Raw genomic sequence first — 18,657 nt, 5'->3', positions numbered from 1 at the left:
CCGGCGCGGGGGCCCCCGGCGCGGCCGGGGCGCGGCCCCCCCCCCCCCCCCCCCCGCGGGCGCGGGGGCGGCGCCCCCCCCCCCCCCCCCCCCCGAGGTCGGTGCCGACCCGGAAGGGGATCTGCGTGGACACCGGGGCCACGACGAGGGGATGGGCCTGCTGGAACTCGCCCCAGCGACGCAGCAGGGAGTGCCGGGTGGCGAAGCCCTCCATCGCCGCCACCGGGTCCAGGTCCCCGAGGGCTGCGTAGAACTCCGCCAGGAACCGCCGGGTCTCGGCCGGCCACAGCGACGTCAACGCCGGCAGCGCCGCCCGCACCTCCGGGGTGTTCAGCATGGCCAGGTCCGTGCTGGCCGCCAGGTCGATCGAGGGCGGCTCGACCTCCTCGACGACGTAGCCGGCGTCCGCGAGGACCCGGCCGGCCGTCCGGACGCCGTCGCGTACCTGCTCGTCCGTGCCCCGCCCGGCGGGGTCGAGCACCAGCGCCACCCGGATCGGCCGGGCGGGTGCGGGGCCGCGCAGCGGTGCCGGCACCGACCACGGGTCGCGCCAGGTGGGCCCGGCCATCACCTCGAGTGCGGTCCGCAGGTCAGCCACCCGCCGCGCCATCGGGCCGACCACGATCGTCAGCTGGGCGCCGATCGGGACGAACTCCGCCCCCGGGACGCTCGACGCGTCGGGGATGCGCCCCAGGGTGGGCTTGATCGTGCTGACCCCGCAGCACTGCGCCGGGGAGCGCAGGGATCCGAGCCCGTCACTGCCGAGCCCGAGCGGGGTCATCCCGGTCGCCACCGCGGCGGCGTCCCCGCCGCTGGAGGCGCCGGCGGTGCGTGAGCGGTCCCACGGGTTCACCGTCGCGCCCCACAGCTCGCTCTCGCAGTGCCAGCGCACCCCGGAGGAGGCCAGGTTGGTGCGGCCGATCGGGATGGCCCCGGCGGCCTTGAGCCGCTCGACGGCGGGCGCGTCCCGGGCCGGGTACGCCCCGGCCAGCGCCCGCAGGCCCTGGGTGGTCGGCGTGCCGGCCAGGTCGATGAGCCCCTTGACGGTGAACGGGACACCGTGCAGCGGCCCCAGTTCGTCGTCGGCGGCGACGGCCCGGTCGGCCGCGTCCGCCGCGCCGAGCGCCTGCTCACCCAGGACGACGACGACGGCGTTGACGGCGGGGTCCACCGCCTCGATCCGTCGCAGGTGCGCCTCGACGACCTCGCGGCAGGAGGCCTCCCGGGACCGGATCGCCGCGGCCAGCTCCACCGCACCCAGCTGCCACAGCTCCGTGGCGGTGACGGTCATCGCTGGACCTCCGGTGGAGAGGGCGGTCAGGACGGCAGGGGCTCCGTCGGCGCGGCGACACCGGACGGCGCGGTGATGAGGAAGACCGGATAGCGCGGTGCGATCCGCTCGAACTCCTGCAGTGGGGCCCGGCGGTCGAGCGGGAAGTGCGCCCGCGCCCCCGGAGCGCGGTCGAGGTACCGGCGGAGGACCGGCGCCCGGCGAGCCGGTTCGACCTCCTGGAGGCGGACCTCCTGCCGACCCCGGTGCCGCAGCACGGCGCGGCCGTGCGCGGCCCGGACGTTGCGCACCCACTGGGAGTCCTCGCCCAGCATCGAGACCAGGTAGCGCTCGCCGTCGAGGTCGGCCACCACCACCGGCAGGGCCACGGTCCGGCCACTGCGCCGGCCGGTCACCTCCAGCACGACGATCCGCGACGGGCCGACACCCCGCGCCGCGAGTGCGGCCTGGGCCCGGTTGAGCAGGCCCGCCAGCCGGTGCGGCCGCCTCCCCCGGTACATCCAGCGCCGCCACCGGGAGACCTCGGTGCGCGTTCCGGCCACCCCTGCCCTCCTCCCCCTCGACGGGAGCAGCGTGGCCGCCGTCGAGAGGTCCGGACAGTGGCTCACGGCACCACCCCGGTACGCCGTTGGTCCCGCACCGCCGTCGACCTGGCCGAGTGCCGTCGGCGCCGCGCCGCTGCTGCACCGCCGACGTCCTCGTCACCCGAGGTCCGGATCTGGTCGGGGTGGACGCGGGCGGGCCAGGCCGGCTGCTGATCGCGCCGGCGATCCTCGGCGGTCCGGTGCTGCGCGCACCCCCTGTCCCCGCCAGGACATCTCCCGCGAGGATCCGGCGCGGGATGTCGAGACCGGCCGGCCGGCTCCGTCCCAGGGCAGATGCGGCCGACGGAGCCGCACCGGACCGGGGAGGACCCCATGGCCAAGTACCTGCTCCTCAAGCACTACCGCGGCGCCCCCGCGGCGGTGAACGACGTCCCGATGGACCAGTGGACCCCGGAGGAGGTCGACCGGCACGTGCAGTACATGGCCGACTTCGCCGCCCGGCTGGAGGGCACCGGCGAGTACGTCGACGGTCAGGCGCTCTCGCCCGAGGGCACGTTCGTCCGGTACGACGGCGAGGGCCGGCCGCCGGTCACCGACGGGCCGTTCGCGGAGACCAAGGACCTGATCGCCGGGTGGATGGTGATCGACGTCGACAGCTACGAGCGCGCGCTCGAGCTCGCCGGCGAGCTGTCGGCGGCCCCGGGGGCCGGCGGGAAGCCGATCCACGAGTGGCTCGAGGTGCGCCCGTTCCTCGGCGCGCCCCAGACCGTCTCCGAGTGACCGGGCCGGCCAGGTCGGACGCGGCGGTGGACGAGTTGCTGCTGCGGGAGCTGACGCCCGCGGTGATCGGCGTCCTCGTGCGGCGCGGGGTCGACTTCGCGACGGCCGAGGACGCCGTGCAGGAGGCCCTCGTCCAGGCCACGCTGACCTGGCCGGACCGGCCCCCGGCCGACCCGCGGGGCTGGCTGGTCACCGTCGCCTGGCGCAAGTTCCTCGACGCCGCACGCTCCCAGGCGTCCCGGAGCGAGCGGGAGCAGCGGGTCGCGGCCGAGCCGCCGCCCGGGCCGGCCGAGACGGCGGACGACACGCTGCAGCTGTTCTTCCTCTGCGCCCACCCGTCGCTGACCCCGGCCTCCGCGGTCGCCCTGACGCTGCGCGCCGTCGGCGGCCTGACCACCCGGCAGATCGCGCAGGCCCACCTGGTGCCCGAGGCGACGATGGCGCAGCGGATCAGCCGGGCCAAGCGCACGGTCGCGGGCGTCCGGTTCGACGAGCCGGGCGACCTCGCGACCGTGCGCCGGGTGCTCTACCTGGTCTTCAACGAGGGCTACACCGGTGACGTCGACCTGGCCGCCGAGGCGATCCGGCTCACCCGCCAGCTCGCCTCGATGACCGACGACGAGGAGACCGCGGGCCTGCTGGCGCTGATGCTGCTGCACCACGCCCGGCGTCCGGCGCGGACCCGGCCCGACGGCACCCTGGTCCCCCTGGCCGAGCAGGACCGCTCCAGCTGGGACACCGCGCTGATCGCCGAGGGCGTCGCCGTCCTGCAGGCGGCGCTGGCCCGTGACCGGCTCGGCGAGTTCCAGGCGCAGGCCGCCGTCGCCGCCCTGCACGCCGACGCGCTCCGCGCCGAGGAGACCGACTGGGTGCAGATCGTCAGCTGGTACGACGAGCTGCTCCGCCTCACCGGGAGCCCGGTCGTGCAGCTCAACCGGGCCGTCGCGGTCGGCGAGGCCGACGGCCCGGCGGCCGGCCTGGCCGCCCTCGCCGCGGTCGACCCCGGCCTGCCCCGGTACGCCGCGGCGTCGGCGTACCTGCACGAGAAGGCGGGCGACCTGCACACCGCGGCACGGCTGTACGCCGACGCCGCCCGGTCCGCGCCCGACCTCGCCGAACGGCACCACCTCACCCGGCAGGCGGCCCGGCTGGGCCAGGCGCTGCGGGAGTGAGCGGTCTCGGCACCGACGGGGTCAGGTCAGTGCAGTGGCCAGCGGCCGCCCGACCTCGACCACGTAGGTGCTGAGCATGTGGCCGGTGCCCGGGCCCAGGTCGCGGGCGTTGTGCGGCGTGCCGGGCGGGATGAGGAACCCGTCGCCGGCGTGCAGCGTGACCGTCGGCCGGCCCCGGACCTGCATCTCCACCGTGCCGGCGACGATGTAGCCGACCTCCTCCCCGGGGTGGGTGTGCCAGCCCGACTCCACCCCGACCGGGATCTCGGTGAGGACCTGCACGACCTCCCGGCCCGGGAGCGAGAACGGGCCGCGCTGGACCTCGGTGCGCTTGAGCCGCCCGGCCAGGTCGTCGGCCGGGAACGGGGCGGTCGTCTCGGGCTCGTGGACCATGGCCGGGCTCCTCCGCGGGGTCGGGTGCGGGGACGACCCTGGTGCCGGGAGCGGGCGGGCGCATCGGTCAGCTGACCGTGGCGGTGTCCGCCCAGCCCGGACACGGCGACGGGCCGGTGACCCCGCGGGGGGTCACCGGCCCGTCCGTGGAGGGCGCCGGGATCAGGCGGCTGCGGGCTGGCGCAGGTCGGCGTCGACCCCACCGGTCCCGCCGGGCAGCGGCCCGGTGGCGAGGCCGCCACGGAACCGCTCCAGGTCGAGGATGCCCTCGCGCTTGGCCACGATCGTCGGGACCAGCGCCTGGCCGGCGACGTTCACCGCGGTGCGGCCCATGTCCAGGATCGGGTCGATGGCCAGCAGCAGGCCGACGCCGGCCAGCGGCAGCCCGAGGGTGGACAGCGTCAGGGTCAGCATGACCACCGCGCCGGTGACGCCGGCGGTGGCGGCGGAGCCGACGACCGACACCAGCGCGATGAGCAGGTAGTCGGTCAGCGAGAGGTCCACGCCGAAGAACTGCGCCACGAAGATCGCCGCGAGCGCCGGGTAGATCGCCGCGCAGCCGTCCATCTTCGTCGTGGCACCCAGCGGCACGGCGAAGGAGGCGTAGGCCCGCGGCACCCCGAGGCTCTGCTCGGTGACCCGCTCGGTCACCGGCAGGGTGCCGATCGAGGAGCGGGAGACGAAGGCGAGCTGGATGGCCGGCCACGCCCCGGCGAACCACCGCAGCGGCGAGAGGCCGTGCAGGCGCAGCAGCACCGGGTAGACGACGAAGAGCACCAGCGCGAGGCCGGCGTAGACGGCGCCGGCGAAGACGCTCAGCGAGCCCAGCGACTCCCAGCCGTAGCTGGCGACGGCGTTGCCGATCAGGCCGACGGTGCCGATCGGGGCCAGCAGGATGACCCACCACAGCAGCTTCTGGACGACGGCCAGCGCCGAGCGGACCAGGCCGAGGAACGGCTCGGCCGGCTCGCCGACCTTCAGCACCGCGACGCCGATCGCGACCGACAGCACGATCAGCTGCAGCACGTTGAACGACAGGCTGCCGTCGGCACCGGTCTGGAGCCCCAGGACGTTGCCCGGCACGAGCCCGGTGAGGAAGTCCCACCAGCCGCCGGTCTTCTCGGGTGCGGCCGCGGTCGCGGCGTCGACGGAGCTGTTGCGGCCGGGCTCGGTGAGCAGGCCGAGGCCGATGCCGATGGACACGGCGATCAGCGCGGTGATGCCGAACCAGAGCAGCGTCTGGCCGGCCAGGCGGGCGGCGTTGGACACCTGCTTGAGGTTGGCGATGCTGACGATCACCGCGGTCACGACCAGCGGCGGGACGAGGACCTTCAGCAGCGTGACGAAGGTGTCGCCGATGGTCTGCAGGGTGCTGGTGAGCCAGTTGGGCGTGCCGTCGGCGACGGGGCCGAGGTCGCGGGCCACGAGGCCCAGGGCGACGCCCACCACGAGGGCGAGGAGGACCTGCGCCGCGAACGGGACGCGGCGGAGACGTGCGAGCACGGACGTGCCTTTCCGGGGAGGGTTCGAGCGGGGACGGCGCGGACGGCGACGTCAGCCGGCGCTCGTCACCCGGCACAGGTCCAGCTCACGGCACCGCGTGAGCCCCCAGACGTTCCGCACGAGGGGGTCAAGGCGGAACGGGGACCGGCGGCATCCCGGCTGTGCGCGGTCTCACGCGGGCGGCCGGCTCAGGCGGCGTCGTCCTCGACCGCGGGGTCGTCCCCGGAGGCGGCTGCGGCCTCCAGGCCGACCATCACCTCGTTGGTCTGCAGGGTGACCAGCCAGGCCAGCGCGTGGTCCTCCACCGGCCGGCCCGAGACCTGCGCGATCGCGTCGAGCTGGGCGGCGACCAGGCCGCGGGCGGCCTGGTAGACGTGGGCGGCGGTGACCGCGGTCCCCAGCTCGGCCAGCCACAGCCGGCCGTCGGGCAGGACCCGGACCTCCGGCTGGCTGCCCACGTGCAGGTCGGCGGCGGCGCTGGCCACCACGGACATGCCGGCGCGCAGCTCGGTCAGCCGGCGGTCGTGGTCGGGCGATGACGGCACGGACATCGGGTGCCTCCTCGGACGGGCCCGCGGGCTGCGGGTCGTGTCCTCAGGGTCGGCGGTCGCCCGGCCGGACCCGGTGGCCCGCGGGGCGGGAGGGGACGCCCGGGGCGGGCGGGACGAACCGTTGCGCGGACGACTCGCGCGGACGGTCCTTCCGCGGACGCCGGTCGCCCTGCACCATGCCGCCCCGTGATCAACCGCCCCGGGTGCACCCGACGCCGAGCCCACCGACGGTCGAAGGGGTCCAGCGGCTCCTCCTGCGACGGCTGCGACGAGGGCTGCGACGCCATCGGCCTGTTCAGCCTGCTGTGGCTGGCGCTGCCCGCGGCCCTGGTCACCCCGGCACCGGCCGGCACCCCTCGGACGGCGCGGTGGCCGGTCCGCCTCGTCGTCGCCTACCGGCAGCGGGTCAGCCCCACCCGCCCGCCGGTCTGCCGGTTCACGCCGACCTGCTCGACCTACGGCCTGGAGGCGCTGCGCACGCACGGCGCGCTGCGCGGCGGGTGGCTCACCGCGCGCCGGCTGCGCCGCTGCCGGCCGGGCGCCGGCGGCAGCGACCCGGTGCCGCCGCGGGCGTAGCCGGGCGGGGGCGGGGTGGTCCGGCCGTCAGCGGCGCGACCACGGCCGGATGCCCCGCTCCCCCGACACCAGGCGCTCGAGCGCGGCGTAGACGGCCAGCCCGGGCAGCACCAGCAGTGAGGGCGGCAGCACCAGCGGCGCGGCCAGCAGGGAGATGGCCAGCACGCCCGGCGCCGTCAGCAGCCACCCGCGCCGTCGCTCCGGATCGGCCAGCGCTCCCCACCGGACGCCGGTCCACATCAGCCACCGCAGCAGCACCGGGACGTCGGCCTCGCGCATCGCGCGGCGGAACACCCCGTCGGCCTGCCGGGAGGTGACCGCGCCGGTGGCGATGCCCACCGTGCACAGCCAGTCGTGCAGCACCGCCGCGAGGGTGTAGCGACCGGCCCTCGGCACCAGCCAGAGCACCGGGCGCGGCACGGTGGCCAGGTCGGTGGAGAAGCCCGCCGGCACGACGAACCGGTCGCGCCGGCCGACGTAGGTCAGCGGCTCCACGAGGGTCCAGCCGTCGGCGCCGGTGGTGCGCAGGACCGCCGACGGCGGGTCGAAGGGCACGGCCGCCTCACCCGGTCCGCTCGTCGACCATCCGGGCGGCGACCCGCCGGATCCGGTCGGCCTGCCGGGAGAGCACCAGGTCCAGCGCCCGGTTGACGGGGAAGACCTCGCCCAGCCGGGCCAGTCCCATGACCCGCGGGACGGCGACCGAGCGCGACCAGTACGACGTCAGGCAGCCGGCGACGCGGTCGGCGACCCGCTCGGTCCCGACGCCCGGGGTCAGCCGGCCGCGGGCGTCGTCGTCGGAGGCCGGGGGCGACCCGTGCCCGCGCGCCATCCACTCGGTGGCCACCGGCCCGGGCAGGACCGCGTGCACCCGGACCCCGCGGGCGGTGACCTCCCGCCGCAGGCCGGAGAGGAACCCCTGCACGCCCGCCTTGGTGGCCGAGTAGACGGTCAGCGGCGGCACCTGCGCCAGCCCGGCCGAGGAGCTGACCACCAGCAGGTCACCCCGCCCGCGGCCGGCCGCCGCAGCGAGCAGGTGCGGCAGCGCCAGCCGGGTCAGGTCCACGACCCCGGTCAGGTTGGTCGCCACCATGCCCTCGACCACCTCCCGGGGCGTGTCCTCCACCAGAGCGGCGTAGGCCAGTCCGGCGTTGAGGACGACGGCGTCGAGCCGGCCGTGCTCGGCCAGCACCCGCTGGACGAGCAGCTCCCGGTCGTCGGCCCGGGCGACGTCGGCGACCAACCCGGTGACCCCGGGCAGGCTCGTGACCGCCTCCCCGAGCCGGTCGCCGTCGCGGGCGCAGGTGACCACCCGCGCCCCCGCACCGGCCAGCCGGGCCACGGTGGCACGGCCGATGCCGGCGCTGCCGCCGGTGACGAGGACGACGCGGTCGCGCAGGTCTGCCATGGCCGGGCACTACCCGGGGCGACATCACATCGTGCGCGGTGCATCGAAGTGGGGACCGCTGGGCATGGTGATCACATGCGCGTTCCCGAGCCCCGGGGTCCCCTGACCGCTGCCCTGGGCGACGACCTGCTCGCCGGCGAGGTGGCGGCCGCCACCGTCGAGCTGGCCCGCGAGACCGCGCAGGCCGCGGCCGCGCCGCTGCTCGACGACGACCTGCAGCTGGCGCTGGCGGTCTGCTACGAGCTGCACTACCGCGGGTTCGACGGCGTGGACGACGCACTCGAGTGGGACCCGGACCTCCTCACGCTGCGCGGGCACCTGGAGCGGCGGCACCTGACCGCCCTGCGGGAGCTGACCGGCCCGACGGTGGCGACCGGCGACCAGGTGGACCGGCAGCTGGCCGCGCTGATCGCCGCCGACGACGGCCCCTCGCTGTCGCGGTACATGGCCCGGCACGGCACGCCGCAGCAGTGGCGGGAGTACCTGACGCTGCGGTCGGTCTACCACCTCAAGGAGGGCGACCCGCACACCTTCGCCGTCCCGCGGCTGTCCGGCCGGGCGAAGGCCGCGATGGTGGAGATCCAGGCCGACGAGTACGGCGGGGGCTCCGCCGAGCGCATGCACAGCGAGCTGTTCGCCGGGATGATGCGCGACCTCGGCCTCGACGCCCGGTACGGCGCGCTGTGGGACGTCGCCCCGGCGGTCGCGTTCACCTCGGTGAACACGATGTCGCTGTTCGGTCTGCACCGGCGGTGGCGGGCCGCGGCGCTGGGTCACCTGGCCTGTGTGGAGATGACCTCCTCCGAGCCCAGCCGCCGCTACTCCTCGGGCCTGCGCCGCCTGGGCCACGACGAGCGCACGACCGTCTTCTACGACGAGCACGTCGAGGCCGACGCCGTCCACGAGCAGATCGCCGCGGTCGACATGTGCGGCTCGCTCGTCGCCGAGGACCCCGCGCTCGCCGGCGACGTCCTCTTCGGCGCCGCGTGCTCCCTGGCGCTCGACGGGCTGGCCGCCGGTCACCTCCTGGGCGCCTGGGAGGCCGGTTCCTCGGCGCTGCGCGGGGAGCCGTCACTGGTCGCCTGACGCAGGCCCCCTGCGGAAGGCCCGCCCGTCGTCAGCCGGGCTCGTGGCCCGGCCGGTCCGCGCTGCGGAGTGCCGCGGCCGGGCGCGGCCGGCTCGGCGCGCTGGGCGCGGCGAACCCCGAGCGCTTGTGGGTGCCGTCGCAGAACGGCTTGATGCCCGACTTCCCGCAGCGGCACAGCGCCACCGTCCGGCGCCCGGGGTCGATCTCGACGCCGTCCTGGTCGACCAGCCGGAAGTCGCCGCGGACGATGAGCGGCCCGTCGCGGTAGGGCGTGATGGTGGCGCCGGCCACCGTGGCGTCTGCGGTGGAGTCCGCGGTGGCGTCGTCGGTCGGGTGGTCGGTCGGGTCGTCGGCGGGCACGGCGGAGCTCACTCCCCCAGCGTGCCCCGCCGCGGCACCCGGCACACCCGCCGGTCAGCCCTCGGCGGGATAGCCGTAGAACACCTGCTCGACGACGCCGCGCGCGTGCCGGGTGGTGCGGCGGTAGTCGTCGAGGAACCGCCCGGGGTCGACGTCGGGCCCGCAGCCGCTGGCCCGCGCCACCCCGGCCAGCTCCAGCCCGGGCCGGGGCAGCTGGTCGCTGGGCCGGCCGCGGACCAGGAAGACGGCGTTGCGCGCCCGGCTGGCCAGCTCCCACGCCTCCCGCAGCGCGTCGGCCTGCGCGCGCTCGACCAGCCCGGCGGCGACCAGCTGTGCGAGCGCCGCGACCGTCGAGGGCAGCCGCAGGGCAGGCAGCCGCCCGGCGTGCAGCAGCTGCAGGAGCTGGACGGTCCACTCGACGTCGGCCAGCCCGCCGCGACCGAGCTTGGTGTGGGTGGCGGGGTCGGCGCCGCGGGGCAGCCGCTCCCGCTCGACCCGCGCCTTGATCCGGCGGATCTCGGCGACCTGGGCGTCGGTGAGGCCGGCAGCCGGGTAGCGCAGCGGGTCGACCAGCTCGACGAACGCCGCCCCGAGCTCCGGGCTGCCAGCCACCGGCACCGCCCGCAGCAGCGCCTGCACCTCCCACACCGACACCCAGCGCTCGTAGTACTCGCGGAAGGCGTCGAGGCTGCGCACCAGCGGGCCCTGCCGGCCCTCGGGTCGCAGGTCGGCGTCGATCTCGAACGCCGGGTCGGGCGCGGGCTCGGCGAGCAGCCGGCGCAGCGTGTGCGCGATCGCGTTGGCCGCCTGGGTCGCCGTGCTCTCGTCGGTGCCGGGCCGTGCCCGGTGCACGAAGAGGACGTCGGCGTCGGAGCCGTAGCCCATCTCGCCGCCGCCGAGCCGGCCCATGCCGATGACGGCGAGCTCGACCGGCACGTCCTCGGCGGCGACCCCGGCCTCCCGGGCCCACGCGCGGACGGCGACGTCGAGACCGGCCTGCAGGGTGGCGACGGCGACGTCGGTGAGCGCCTGCCCGACCCGGACGACGTCGAGCCGGCCGAGCAGGTCGGCCGCGGCGATCCGCAGCAGCTCCTGCCGGCGCTGGGCCCGCAGCACGCCGACCGCGGCCTGCGGGTCGGCCGACCGGGCGGCGGCGGCCCGCCAGGCGCCGGCCAGCGTCGCGGCGGCCCGCGGCTCGAGCTCGTCGTCGTCGGCGAGGATGCGCAGCGCCTCGGGGGTGCGGGTGAGCAGGGCGGCCACGTACTGGCTGGAGCCGAGCAGCCGGGCCAGCCGCTCGGCCACCTGACCCTCGTCGCGCAGCAGCCGCAGGTACCACTGGTTGCCGCCGAGGGCCTCGCTGACCTGCCGGTAGGCGAGCAGCCCGGCGTCGGGGTCGGCGCAGTCGGCGAGGGTCTGCAGCACGACCGGCAGCAGGTACTTCTGCATCGACGCCGAGCGCGACACCCCGCCGGTCAGCGCCGCCATGTGCCGCAGCGCGCCCGGCGGGTCGGCGAAGCCCAGCGCGCGCAGCCAGTCACCGGCCGCCTCGCTGCCCAGCTGCGCGGCCTCGGCCGGCACCCGGGCCACGGCCGACAGCAGCGGCCGGTAGAAGAGCTTCTCGTGCAGCCGGCGCACCTCGCGGGTGTGCAGCGCCAGCTCGGCGCGCAGCACGTCGACGGCGCTGCCGCGGGCGTCGGGCTTGTAGCCCAGCGACCGGGCCAGCCAGCGCAGCTGCTGCTCGTCGGTGGGCAGCAGGTGGGTGCGCCGCAGCCGCAGCAGCTGCAGCCGGTGCTCCACGGTGCGCAGGAACCGGTAGGAGGCGATGAGCGTGTCGGCGTCGTCGCGGCCGACGTAGCCGCCGGCCCGCAGCGCGGACAGCGCCGGGAGCGTGCCGCCGACCCGCAGCCGGACGTCGACCCGGCCGTGCACCAGCTGCAGCAGCTGGACGGCGAACTCGACGTCGCGCAGCCCGCCGCGGCCGAGCTTGAGCTCCCGCTCGACCTGGGCCGGAGGGATGTTGTCCTCCACCCGGCGGCGCATCGCCTGCACCTCGGCGACGAAGCCGGGGCGGTCGCCGGCCTGCCACACCAGCGGGAACAGCTCGTCGACGTAGGACCGGCCCAGGTCGGGGTCGCCGGCCACCGGGCGCATCTTGAGCAGGGCCTGGAACTCCCAGGTGCTGGCCCACTGCCGGTAGTAGGCGGCGTGGCCGGTCAGCGTGCGCACCAGCGGCCCGGCCTTGCCCTCCGGGCGCAGCGCGGCGTCGACCTCCCAGGCCGCCTGCCCGCAGATGCGCATGAGCGCCGCGGCCACCCGGGTCGCGCTCTGCACGGCCGGCGCCTCCGGCTCGCTGGGGTCGACCGGCTCGGCCACGAAGACGACGTCGACGTCGCTGACGTAGTTCAGCTCCCGGCCGCCGCACTTGCCCAGCCCGATGACCGCCAGCCGGCAGGGAGCGGCGCCCTCGGGCTGCTCGGCGACGGCGATCGCCAGCCCGGCGCTGAGCACCGCGGCGGCGATGTCGGCGAGCTCGGCGGCGACGTCTTCGGCCGACAGCCCCTCCCCCAGGTCGCGCCCGGCCAGGGACAGCACCGCCCGCCGGTGGGCCAGCCGCAGCGCGGCCACCCGCTGCGGCGAGGCGTCGGGCGCGGCCCGGCCGAGCCGGACCCCCCACGGCGGGTCGTCGGGGTCGGCGCCGACGGCGACCAGCACGTCCCGCTCGAGTGCCAGCGCGGTGGGCCGCACCGGGCCCCGGGAGTCGGCGTCGAGGACCGTCCAGTCGCCGGGGTGGGCGGCGAGGTGGTCGGCCAGGCCGGCGCTCGCGCCCAGGACCGACAGCAGCCGGGCACGCAGCACGGCCGAGCCGCGCAGCCGGGCGAGCAGCGCCGCGGCCGAGCCGCCGGTGGGGTCGGCGGCGTCGAGGGCCTCGACCAGCCGGGTGAGCGAGCGGACGGCGAGGTCGGGGTCGCCGGCACGGGCCAGCGCGGACACCACCGAGCCGGCCTCCGGGTCGGCGGGCTCGTTGCGGTCGAGGTCCCACAGCCCCAGCGCGGGGTCGGACAGCAGCAGCGCCGCCCGCTCGCCGTCGTGGAAGCCGAACCGGGCCAGCCGCACGACCGCGCGGCGGGGTACCTCCCGGGACGCGGTCACCGGCTCAGACCGGAGCCCCGCGGCCGGCGCGCACCAGGTCGGCGAAGCGGGCGGCGAACGGCGCCCAGACCTCCTCGAGGTCGGGGTGCACCGCGTCGGTCAGCCGGACCAGCGTCTCGCGGTCCCACGGGCTCGACGCGACGCCGACGGTGTCCCGCTCGGCCCACTCGCGCACGATCTCCGGCGTCGTCTCGATGTGGAACTGCAACCCGTAGACCCGCCGGCCCACCCGGAAGGCCTGGTGGACGTAGACCGGGCTGCTCGCCAGCAGCGTGGCGCCGGGCGGCAGTTCGCAGATCTCGTCGTGGTGGAACTGGATGACGTCGGGCGAGAGCGGCAGCGGGCCGAACACCGGGTCGTCGGCCGCGGCGTCGCGCTTGGCCACCAGCAGCGCCCCGACCTCGGGGCCCTCGACGCCCTCGCGCACCCGCCCGCCTCCGGCCTGGGCCAGCAGCTGCGCGCCCAGGCACACCGCCAGCGTGGGGGCGTCGTCGGCCAGTGCCTTCGCCAGCAGCGCGCGGACCGGCTCCAGCTCGGTGGCGCCGTCGTCGACGCTGGACTGCGGGCCGCCCATGACGACCAGCCCGTCGACACCGGCCAGGTCGGCGGGGACCTCGTCGCCGGAGTCGAGGTGCCGCTCGTCGAGGTCCAGCCCGGCCGCGCGCAGCCAGTCGGCCAGGCGCGCGGGCGGGGCGGTCTCGCTGGGGACGACGACGAGCAGGCGGGGGCGGTCCGGCACGGCGTCGAGGTTAGTGGAAGGACCTCGTCGCCCCCCGCGCCTCGCAGGCTCGGCACGGGCCCCTGCGACGAGGCCGTTCCATCCCCTCAGAGGCCGGGGAGGTAGCGCTTGAGCTCGAAGGGCGTCACGTTCTGGCGGTAGGAGTTGAACTCCTCCCACTTGTTGCGGAGGAAGAACTCGAACACGTGCTCGCCGAGGGTCTCCGCGACCAGCTCGCTGCCCTGCATCGCGGTCAGCGCCTCCCCCAGGGACACCGGCAGGTCCTCGTACCCGGCGGCGCGGCGCTCGGTGTCGGTGAGCGACCAGACGTCGTCCTCGGCCTCGGGCGGCAGCTCGTAGCCCTTCTCGATGCCCCGCAGCCCGGCGGCCAGCAGCACGGCGAAGGTGAGGTAGGGGTTGCACGCGGAGTCCGGCGAGCGGACCTCGATCCGCGCCGACTGCCCCTTGTTCGGTTTGTAGGAGGGCAGCCGGACCAGCGCCGAGCGGTTGGCCCGGCCCCAGGTGGCCGCCGTCGGCGCCTCGGTGCCGGCCAGCAGTCGCCGGTAGGAGTTGACCGTCTGGTTGGTGACGGCGGTGAACTCGCGGGCGTGGGTGAGCAGGCCGGCGATGAACTGCCGCCCGGTGGCCGAGAGCCGGATCGGGTCGGCGGGGTCGTGGAAGGCGTTGCGGTCGCCCTCGAACAGCGACACGTGGGTGTGCATCGCCGAGCCGGCCAGGTCGGTGAACGGCTTGGGCATGAAGGTGGCGTGCACGCCCTGGGCCAGGGCGACCTCGCGGACGACGTGCCGCAGCGTCATCACGTTGTCGGCCATCGACAGCGCGTCGGCGTAGCGCAGGTCGATCTCCTGCTGGCCCGGCGCGACCTCGTGGTGGCTGAACTCCACCGAGATCCCCATGGCCTCCAGCGCGAAGACCGCCTCGCGCCGGAAGTCGTGGGCCACGTTGTGCGTGGACAGGTCGAAGTAGCCGCCGGTGTCGGCGGGCTCGGGCGGGCTGCCGTCGGTGGGCAGGTCCTTGAGCAGGAAGAACTCGACCTCGGGGTGGGTGTAGAAGGTGAAGCCCATCTCGGCGGCCTTCGACAGCGCCCGGCGCAGCACGTGCCGCGGGTCGGCCCAGGCCGGCGACCCGTCGGGCAGCGTGATGTCGCAGAACATCCGCGCGGTGTCGCTGGGCCGCCCGTGGGTCGCGGGCATCACCTGGAACGTGCCCGGGTCGGGCTTGGCGAGCATGTCGGACTCGTAGACCCGCGCGAAGCCCTCGATGGCCGAGCCGTCGAAACCGATGCCCTCGGCGAAGGCGGCCTCGATCTCGGCCGGCGCGACGGCGACGGCCTTGAGGTAGCCCGAGACGTCGGTGAACCACAGCCGCACGAAGCGGATGTCACGTTCCTCGAGGGTGCGCAGGACGAACTCCTGCTGTCGGTCCATGCTCGCCATGATCGGGTCCGCTCGTGTCCGGGGTGTGACGTCGGTGCACAGCCTGCCCGCTCCAGGCGCCGGGCACACCGGCACCCCGCCCCCACCCGAGGAGACCGCCGTGACCCCCGCCCCGACCGTCCGCCGCGCCGGTCCCGACGACGCCGCGGCCGTGGTCGCGATGGTCCGCGAGATCGCCGCACTCGAGGGCGACCCCTTCGACGGCACCGAGCAGCGGTGGGCGCATCTGCTGGCACGCGGCGACGTCGTCGTGCTGCTCGCCGAGCGCGGCGGCGAGCCGGTCGGCTACGTCTCCGCCCTCCGCCGGCTGCACCTGTGGCTGGGCACCGACGTGCTGGCGCTCGACGACCTGTTCGTCCGGGACGGGCACCGCGACGCCGGGGTCGGCCGGCTCCTGATGGCCGAGCTGGCCCGGCTGGCCACCGCCGAGGACCTCGTCGTCCGGTGGGAGGTCCGCGAGGACAACACGGCCGCGCAGCGGTTCTACCGCCGCCTCGGCGCCGTGCTGCGGACCAAGGTCGTCGTCTGGTGGCCAGCGACCGCCCAGCGGGCGTTCCTCGGCGACTGACCGGCGCTGGCAGGATCCCGGCGGACGGCGGCCGTCCTGCCGCTGGTGGCGTGCGCCCGCGGTCGGCCAGGCTGCCCGCCGTGACCACGACGCCCATCCTCCTGACGGACACCGACCCGGCCGAGCAGGTCGCCGCCGCCTCCACCGCGCTGGCCGAGCAGCAGCGCCGGGTGGCCGCCCTCCTGACCCGGGCCGCCGGGCGGCCCGTGCGGCCCCTCGCGCCGGAGGACCGCCGGCGCCTGGTGCGGCTCGGGCACTTCCCGGAGTACGCGACCGAGCTGGACTGGACCGCCTGGGTCGTCGCCGGCCACCTGCGCGACAGCGCGCGGGTCTTCACCGACCGGATCGAGCGGATCGGCCGCGGCACCCGTCCGGCGCTGCCCGACTTCGTCCCCGACGCCCCCGAGCGGGTGGCCGGCTACCGCGCCACCCCGCCCGCGGTGCTGGTGTCCGAGCTGGTGGTCGCCCAGGCGGGGCTGCTGCGGGCGGTCCGGACGGTCCGTCCCGACCGGCTGGACGCGGTCGGGGTGCACGAGGTCGACGGGCCGGTGTCGCTGGCCGACCTGCTGGCCTTCCTGCCGGCGCACCAGCGCGACCACGCCGAGCAGCTCGCCGCGCTCGTCTCCTGAGCGGCCGGTCCGGGCTCAGCGCGCCGGCGCCAGGCTCTCGAGCGGCGTGTCCGGGTCGGTGAGCGCGGCGGGGTCGACCGGGTGGCCGGCGCGGACCAGCGCCTGGACCGCCTCGGTGACGTCCCAGACGTCGACGTTCATGCCCGCCGTCACCCGCCCGGCGCCGTCCAGCCAGAAGGCGATGAACGGACCCTCGTCCGGGTCCCCGCGGGTGACGACGGTGTGCTCCGGCCGGCCGAGACCGGAGTACTCCATGCCCAACTCGTACTGGTCGGAGAAGAAGTACGGCACCCGGTCGTAGGCGACCTCCTGGCCGAGCACCGACCGCGCCGCGGCCGGCCCCTGGTTGAGCGCGTTGGCCCAGTGCTCCACCCGCACCGGCCGGCCGTACAGCGGGTGGTCGGCGGCGGCGACGTCGCCCGCGGCGTACACGTCGGGTGCGGAGGTGCGCAGGGCGGCGTCGGTGCGGATCCCGTCGGCGACGTCGAGCCCCGCAGCCGCGGCCAGCCCGGTCTCCGGCACCACGCCGATCCCGACGACGACGAGGTCGGCGGGCACCTGCTCGCCGCCGTCGAGCTCCACCCCGGTGACCCGGCCGGCCGGCGCCACGACGCCGCGGACGCCGGTCCGGGTGCGCAGGTCGACGCCGTGCGAGCGGTGCAGCCGCGCGAACACCTCCCCCATCAGCGGCCCGAGGACGCCGTGCAGCGGGGTCGGCTGGGGCTCGACGACGGTCACCCGGTGGCCGTGCGCGCGCGCCGCGGCGGCCACCTCCAGGCCGATCCACCCGGCGCCGACCACGACGACCCGCCGCCCGCCGCCGGCGAGGTCGGCGACCAGCCGGTCGGCGTCGGCGAGGGTGCGCAGGTAGCGCACCCCGTCGGCGTCGGCGCCCGAGACCGCCAGCCGGCGGGGCGAGGCCCCGGTGGCCAGCAGCAGCCGCGAGTAGCCGAGCCGCTCGCCGGTGCCGAGCTCGACCCGGTGGGCCGCCGGGTCGAGCGCGGTGACCGCGACACCGGTGCGCAGGTCGACGCCGGCGTCGGCGTACCAGCCGGTGTCGTGGACGCGCGCGTCGTTCCGCGCCGCCTTCCCCAGCAGATACTGCTTGGACAGCGGCGGACGCTCGTAGGGCGGCTCGGGCTCGGCCCCGACGAGCACGACCGGCACGTCACCACCCTCGGCGCGCAGGGTCTCGGCGGCCTTGGCGCCGGCCAGGCCGCCACCGACGACGACGACGGGATCCGCTGCGGACACGAGCGCCTCCTCGGGTGAGGAGCCGATCCTCCACCCTCCCCGAGGCCGCGGGGCCGCCTCCGCGCCCCGGTCGCGGGGACGGCCGGGCTCAGCCGCGGACCGGTTCGACGTCGCCCGGGTCGTCGTCGCGGGCGGGGGGCTCGCTGCCGAGGTGCACGGGCAGGTCGGGCTCCGGCGGGGGCAGGGTGGCGGCCCCCGCGACCGGGTGCGGCCGGGGCCGGCGCGGCCCGGACGGCGGGCAGCGCCCGGGACCGCTCGAGCTGGTCGTCGTCGAAGACGACCTCCAGCACGACGCCGGTTCCTCCCCGTCGAGCACCTCGACCGTGAGCCACTCGGCCACGGGCCCACGACAGGCCCGGTGTGGCGCTGGTCACACCGCCCACCGGCCCGCCGGTCCCCCGGCGGGACGAGGATGACCGGTGTGAGCGATCAGCGGCCGGTGCAGGTACGGGTGGCGTCGGCCCAGGTCGACACCCGCGTGGGCGACCTGGAGGGCAACGCCGCGCTCGTCGTCGAGTGGGCGCGGAGGGCCGCCGACGACGGCGCGCACCTGGTGGTCTTCCCCGAGATGACGCTGACCGGCTACCCGGCCGAGGACCTCGTGCTGCGCGAGTCCTTCGCCGCCGCCAGCGAGCAGGCCCTCACCGACCTCGCCGGCACGCTCGCCGAGCAGGGCCTGGGCGGCCTCGCCGTCGTCGTCGGGTACCTGGCGCACACCTCCGGCGCGGGACCGGCGCCGGTCGACCGGGTGCCCGAGGACGACGACCGGCCCGGCGACGCCAACCCCCGCCGCGGCGCCCCGCGCAACGCCGCCGCGCTGCTGCACGGCGGGCAGGTGGTGGCCCGCTACGCCAAGCGGCACCTGCCCAACTACGGCGTCTTCGACGAGGCGCGTTACTTCGTCCCCGGCACCGAGCTGCCGGTGGTGCGGCTGCACGGCGTCGACGTCGCCCTGACCATCTGCGAGGACCTCTGGGTCGAGGGCGGCCCGTGCGGCGTGGCCGGGCAGGCCGGCGTCGACCTCGTCGTCTCCCCCAACGCCTCCCCCTACGAGCGGGCCAAGGACGACCTGCGGCTGCCGCTGGTGCGGCGCCGGGGGGGGGCGCCCCCCCCCCCCGGCGGCTAGCCTCGCCGCATGCGTTCCCTGACGTCCCGCTCCCGCTCCGCGCTGGTCGCCGCGGCTGCCGCCGTCCTGCTCACCTCCTGCAGCGGAGG

At 76.6% G+C, this 18,657-nt stretch carries 20 protein-coding genes; 7 read left to right on the top strand and 13 right to left on the bottom strand.

Annotated features, from left to right (window positions below):
• The coding region (locus ACI79V_RS23755) for an amidase family protein (RefSeq protein WP_456893316.1) at positions 1–1,291 on the bottom strand (1,291 nt) is incomplete at its 3' end.
• Between the two features lie 26 nt (positions 1,292–1,317).
• Entirely contained in the window at positions 1,318–1,833 is a 516-nt protein-coding gene (locus ACI79V_RS23750; protein WP_456893314.1) for a nitroreductase/quinone reductase family protein, read from the bottom strand.
• 375 nt (positions 1,834–2,208) lie between these two features.
• Between ACI79V_RS23750 and ACI79V_RS23745 the strand changes: the two genes are divergently transcribed.
• Complete coding sequence (locus ACI79V_RS23745) at positions 2,209–2,616, top strand: YciI family protein (RefSeq protein ID WP_456875466.1); 408 nt, start codon at positions 2,209–2,211, stop codon at positions 2,614–2,616.
• Between the two features lie 26 nt (positions 2,617–2,642).
• Complete coding sequence (locus tag ACI79V_RS23740) at positions 2,643–3,788, top strand: RNA polymerase sigma factor (RefSeq protein WP_456893313.1); 1,146 nt, start codon at positions 2,643–2,645, stop codon at positions 3,786–3,788.
• Between the two features lie 21 nt (positions 3,789–3,809).
• On the opposite strand, the gene ACI79V_RS23735 is transcribed toward ACI79V_RS23740, so the two are convergent.
• From ACI79V_RS23735 to ACI79V_RS23725, 3 genes are all read right to left on the bottom strand, one after another.
• The gene (locus ACI79V_RS23735) at positions 3,810–4,181 is read right to left on the bottom strand and encodes a cupin domain-containing protein (protein WP_456893311.1); all 372 of its coding nucleotides are present in this window, start codon (positions 4,179–4,181) and stop codon (positions 3,810–3,812) included.
• Between the two features lie 162 nt (positions 4,182–4,343).
• Complete coding sequence (locus ACI79V_RS23730) at positions 4,344–5,684, bottom strand: dicarboxylate/amino acid:cation symporter (RefSeq protein WP_456893309.1); 1,341 nt, start codon at positions 5,682–5,684, stop codon at positions 4,344–4,346.
• A gap of 188 nt (positions 5,685–5,872) precedes the next feature.
• A complete protein-coding gene (locus ACI79V_RS23725) occupies positions 5,873–6,235 on the bottom strand; it encodes a hypothetical protein (RefSeq protein WP_456893307.1) in 363 nt (120 codons plus the stop codon).
• 186 nt (positions 6,236–6,421) lie between these two features.
• Here ACI79V_RS23725 and yidD point away from each other — a divergent pair, with 186 nt between their 5' ends.
• Positions 6,422–6,811, top strand: a complete 390-nt coding sequence (yidD, locus tag ACI79V_RS23720; RefSeq protein ID WP_456893305.1) for a membrane protein insertion efficiency factor YidD — start codon at positions 6,422–6,424, stop codon at positions 6,809–6,811.
• A gap of 27 nt (positions 6,812–6,838) precedes the next feature.
• Here the strand turns inward: yidD and ACI79V_RS23715 are convergent, their stop codons facing one another.
• Together ACI79V_RS23715 and ACI79V_RS23710 are read right to left on the bottom strand one after the other, a co-directional pair.
• Positions 6,839–7,366, bottom strand: a complete 528-nt coding sequence (locus ACI79V_RS23715) for a DUF1353 domain-containing protein (RefSeq protein WP_456893303.1) — start codon at positions 7,364–7,366, stop codon at positions 6,839–6,841.
• Between the two features lie 7 nt (positions 7,367–7,373).
• Positions 7,374–8,219 (bottom strand): SDR family NAD(P)-dependent oxidoreductase, encoded by an 846-nt coding sequence (locus ACI79V_RS23710; protein WP_456893301.1) that lies wholly within the window; start codon positions 8,217–8,219, stop codon positions 7,374–7,376.
• A 75-nt stretch (positions 8,220–8,294) separates the two neighbouring features.
• On the opposite strand from ACI79V_RS23710, the gene ACI79V_RS23705 reads away from it, so the two are divergent.
• Positions 8,295–9,305, top strand: coding sequence for an iron-containing redox enzyme family protein (locus tag ACI79V_RS23705; RefSeq protein ID WP_456893299.1), 1,011 nt, complete (start codon positions 8,295–8,297; stop codon positions 9,303–9,305).
• Between the two features lie 31 nt (positions 9,306–9,336).
• Here the strand turns inward: ACI79V_RS23705 and ACI79V_RS23700 are convergent, their stop codons facing one another.
• The 4 genes from ACI79V_RS23700 to glnA all read right to left on the bottom strand — a co-directional run bounded on the left by ACI79V_RS23700 (position 9,337) and on the right by glnA (position 14,982).
• Complete coding sequence (locus ACI79V_RS23700; protein WP_456893297.1) at positions 9,337–9,678, bottom strand: CDGSH iron-sulfur domain-containing protein; 342 nt, start codon at positions 9,676–9,678, stop codon at positions 9,337–9,339.
• A gap of 42 nt (positions 9,679–9,720) precedes the next feature.
• Entirely contained in the window at positions 9,721–12,816 is a 3,096-nt protein-coding gene (locus ACI79V_RS23695; protein ID WP_456893295.1) for a bifunctional [glutamine synthetase] adenylyltransferase/[glutamine synthetase]-adenylyl-L-tyrosine phosphorylase, read from the bottom strand.
• A gap of 4 nt (positions 12,817–12,820) precedes the next feature.
• Complete coding sequence (locus tag ACI79V_RS23690) at positions 12,821–13,555, bottom strand: type 1 glutamine amidotransferase (RefSeq protein WP_456893293.1); 735 nt, start codon at positions 13,553–13,555, stop codon at positions 12,821–12,823.
• Between the two features lie 86 nt (positions 13,556–13,641).
• Positions 13,642–14,982, bottom strand: a complete 1,341-nt coding sequence (gene glnA / locus ACI79V_RS23685) for a type I glutamate--ammonia ligase (protein ID WP_456875454.1) — start codon at positions 14,980–14,982, stop codon at positions 13,642–13,644.
• 109 nt (positions 14,983–15,091) lie between these two features.
• On the opposite strand from glnA, the gene ACI79V_RS23680 reads away from it, so the two are divergent.
• Both ACI79V_RS23680 and ACI79V_RS23675 read left to right on the top strand, forming a co-directional pair.
• Positions 15,092–15,559, top strand: a complete 468-nt coding sequence (locus ACI79V_RS23680) for an N-acetyltransferase family protein (protein WP_456893291.1) — start codon at positions 15,092–15,094, stop codon at positions 15,557–15,559.
• A gap of 80 nt (positions 15,560–15,639) precedes the next feature.
• Positions 15,640–16,188 (top strand): DinB family protein, encoded by a 549-nt coding sequence (locus tag ACI79V_RS23675; RefSeq protein WP_456893289.1) that lies wholly within the window; start codon positions 15,640–15,642, stop codon positions 16,186–16,188.
• A 15-nt stretch (positions 16,189–16,203) separates the two neighbouring features.
• Here ACI79V_RS23675 and ACI79V_RS23670 read toward each other — a convergent pair whose 3' ends face one another.
• Together ACI79V_RS23670 and ACI79V_RS23665 are read right to left on the bottom strand one after the other, a co-directional pair.
• Positions 16,204–17,442 (bottom strand): NAD(P)/FAD-dependent oxidoreductase, encoded by a 1,239-nt coding sequence (locus ACI79V_RS23670; protein WP_456893287.1) that lies wholly within the window; start codon positions 17,440–17,442, stop codon positions 16,204–16,206.
• 88 nt (positions 17,443–17,530) lie between these two features.
• A complete protein-coding gene (locus tag ACI79V_RS23665; RefSeq protein WP_456893285.1) occupies positions 17,531–17,782 on the bottom strand; it encodes a hypothetical protein in 252 nt (83 codons plus the stop codon).
• An 81-nt stretch (positions 17,783–17,863) separates the two neighbouring features.
• On the opposite strand from ACI79V_RS23665, the gene ACI79V_RS23660 reads away from it, so the two are divergent.
• Positions 17,864–18,568: a nitrilase-related carbon-nitrogen hydrolase gene (locus tag ACI79V_RS23660; RefSeq protein ID WP_456893283.1), complete on the top strand. Its 705-nt coding sequence runs from the start codon at positions 17,864–17,866 to the stop codon at positions 18,566–18,568.
• Positions 18,569–18,657: the final 89 nt, after the last annotated feature.

The sequence above is a fragment of the Geodermatophilus sp. SYSU D00700 genome, assembly GCF_054050255.1.
Note: the sequence above shows the minus strand (reverse complement) of the source record. Positions and strands in the feature narration are given on the sequence as shown.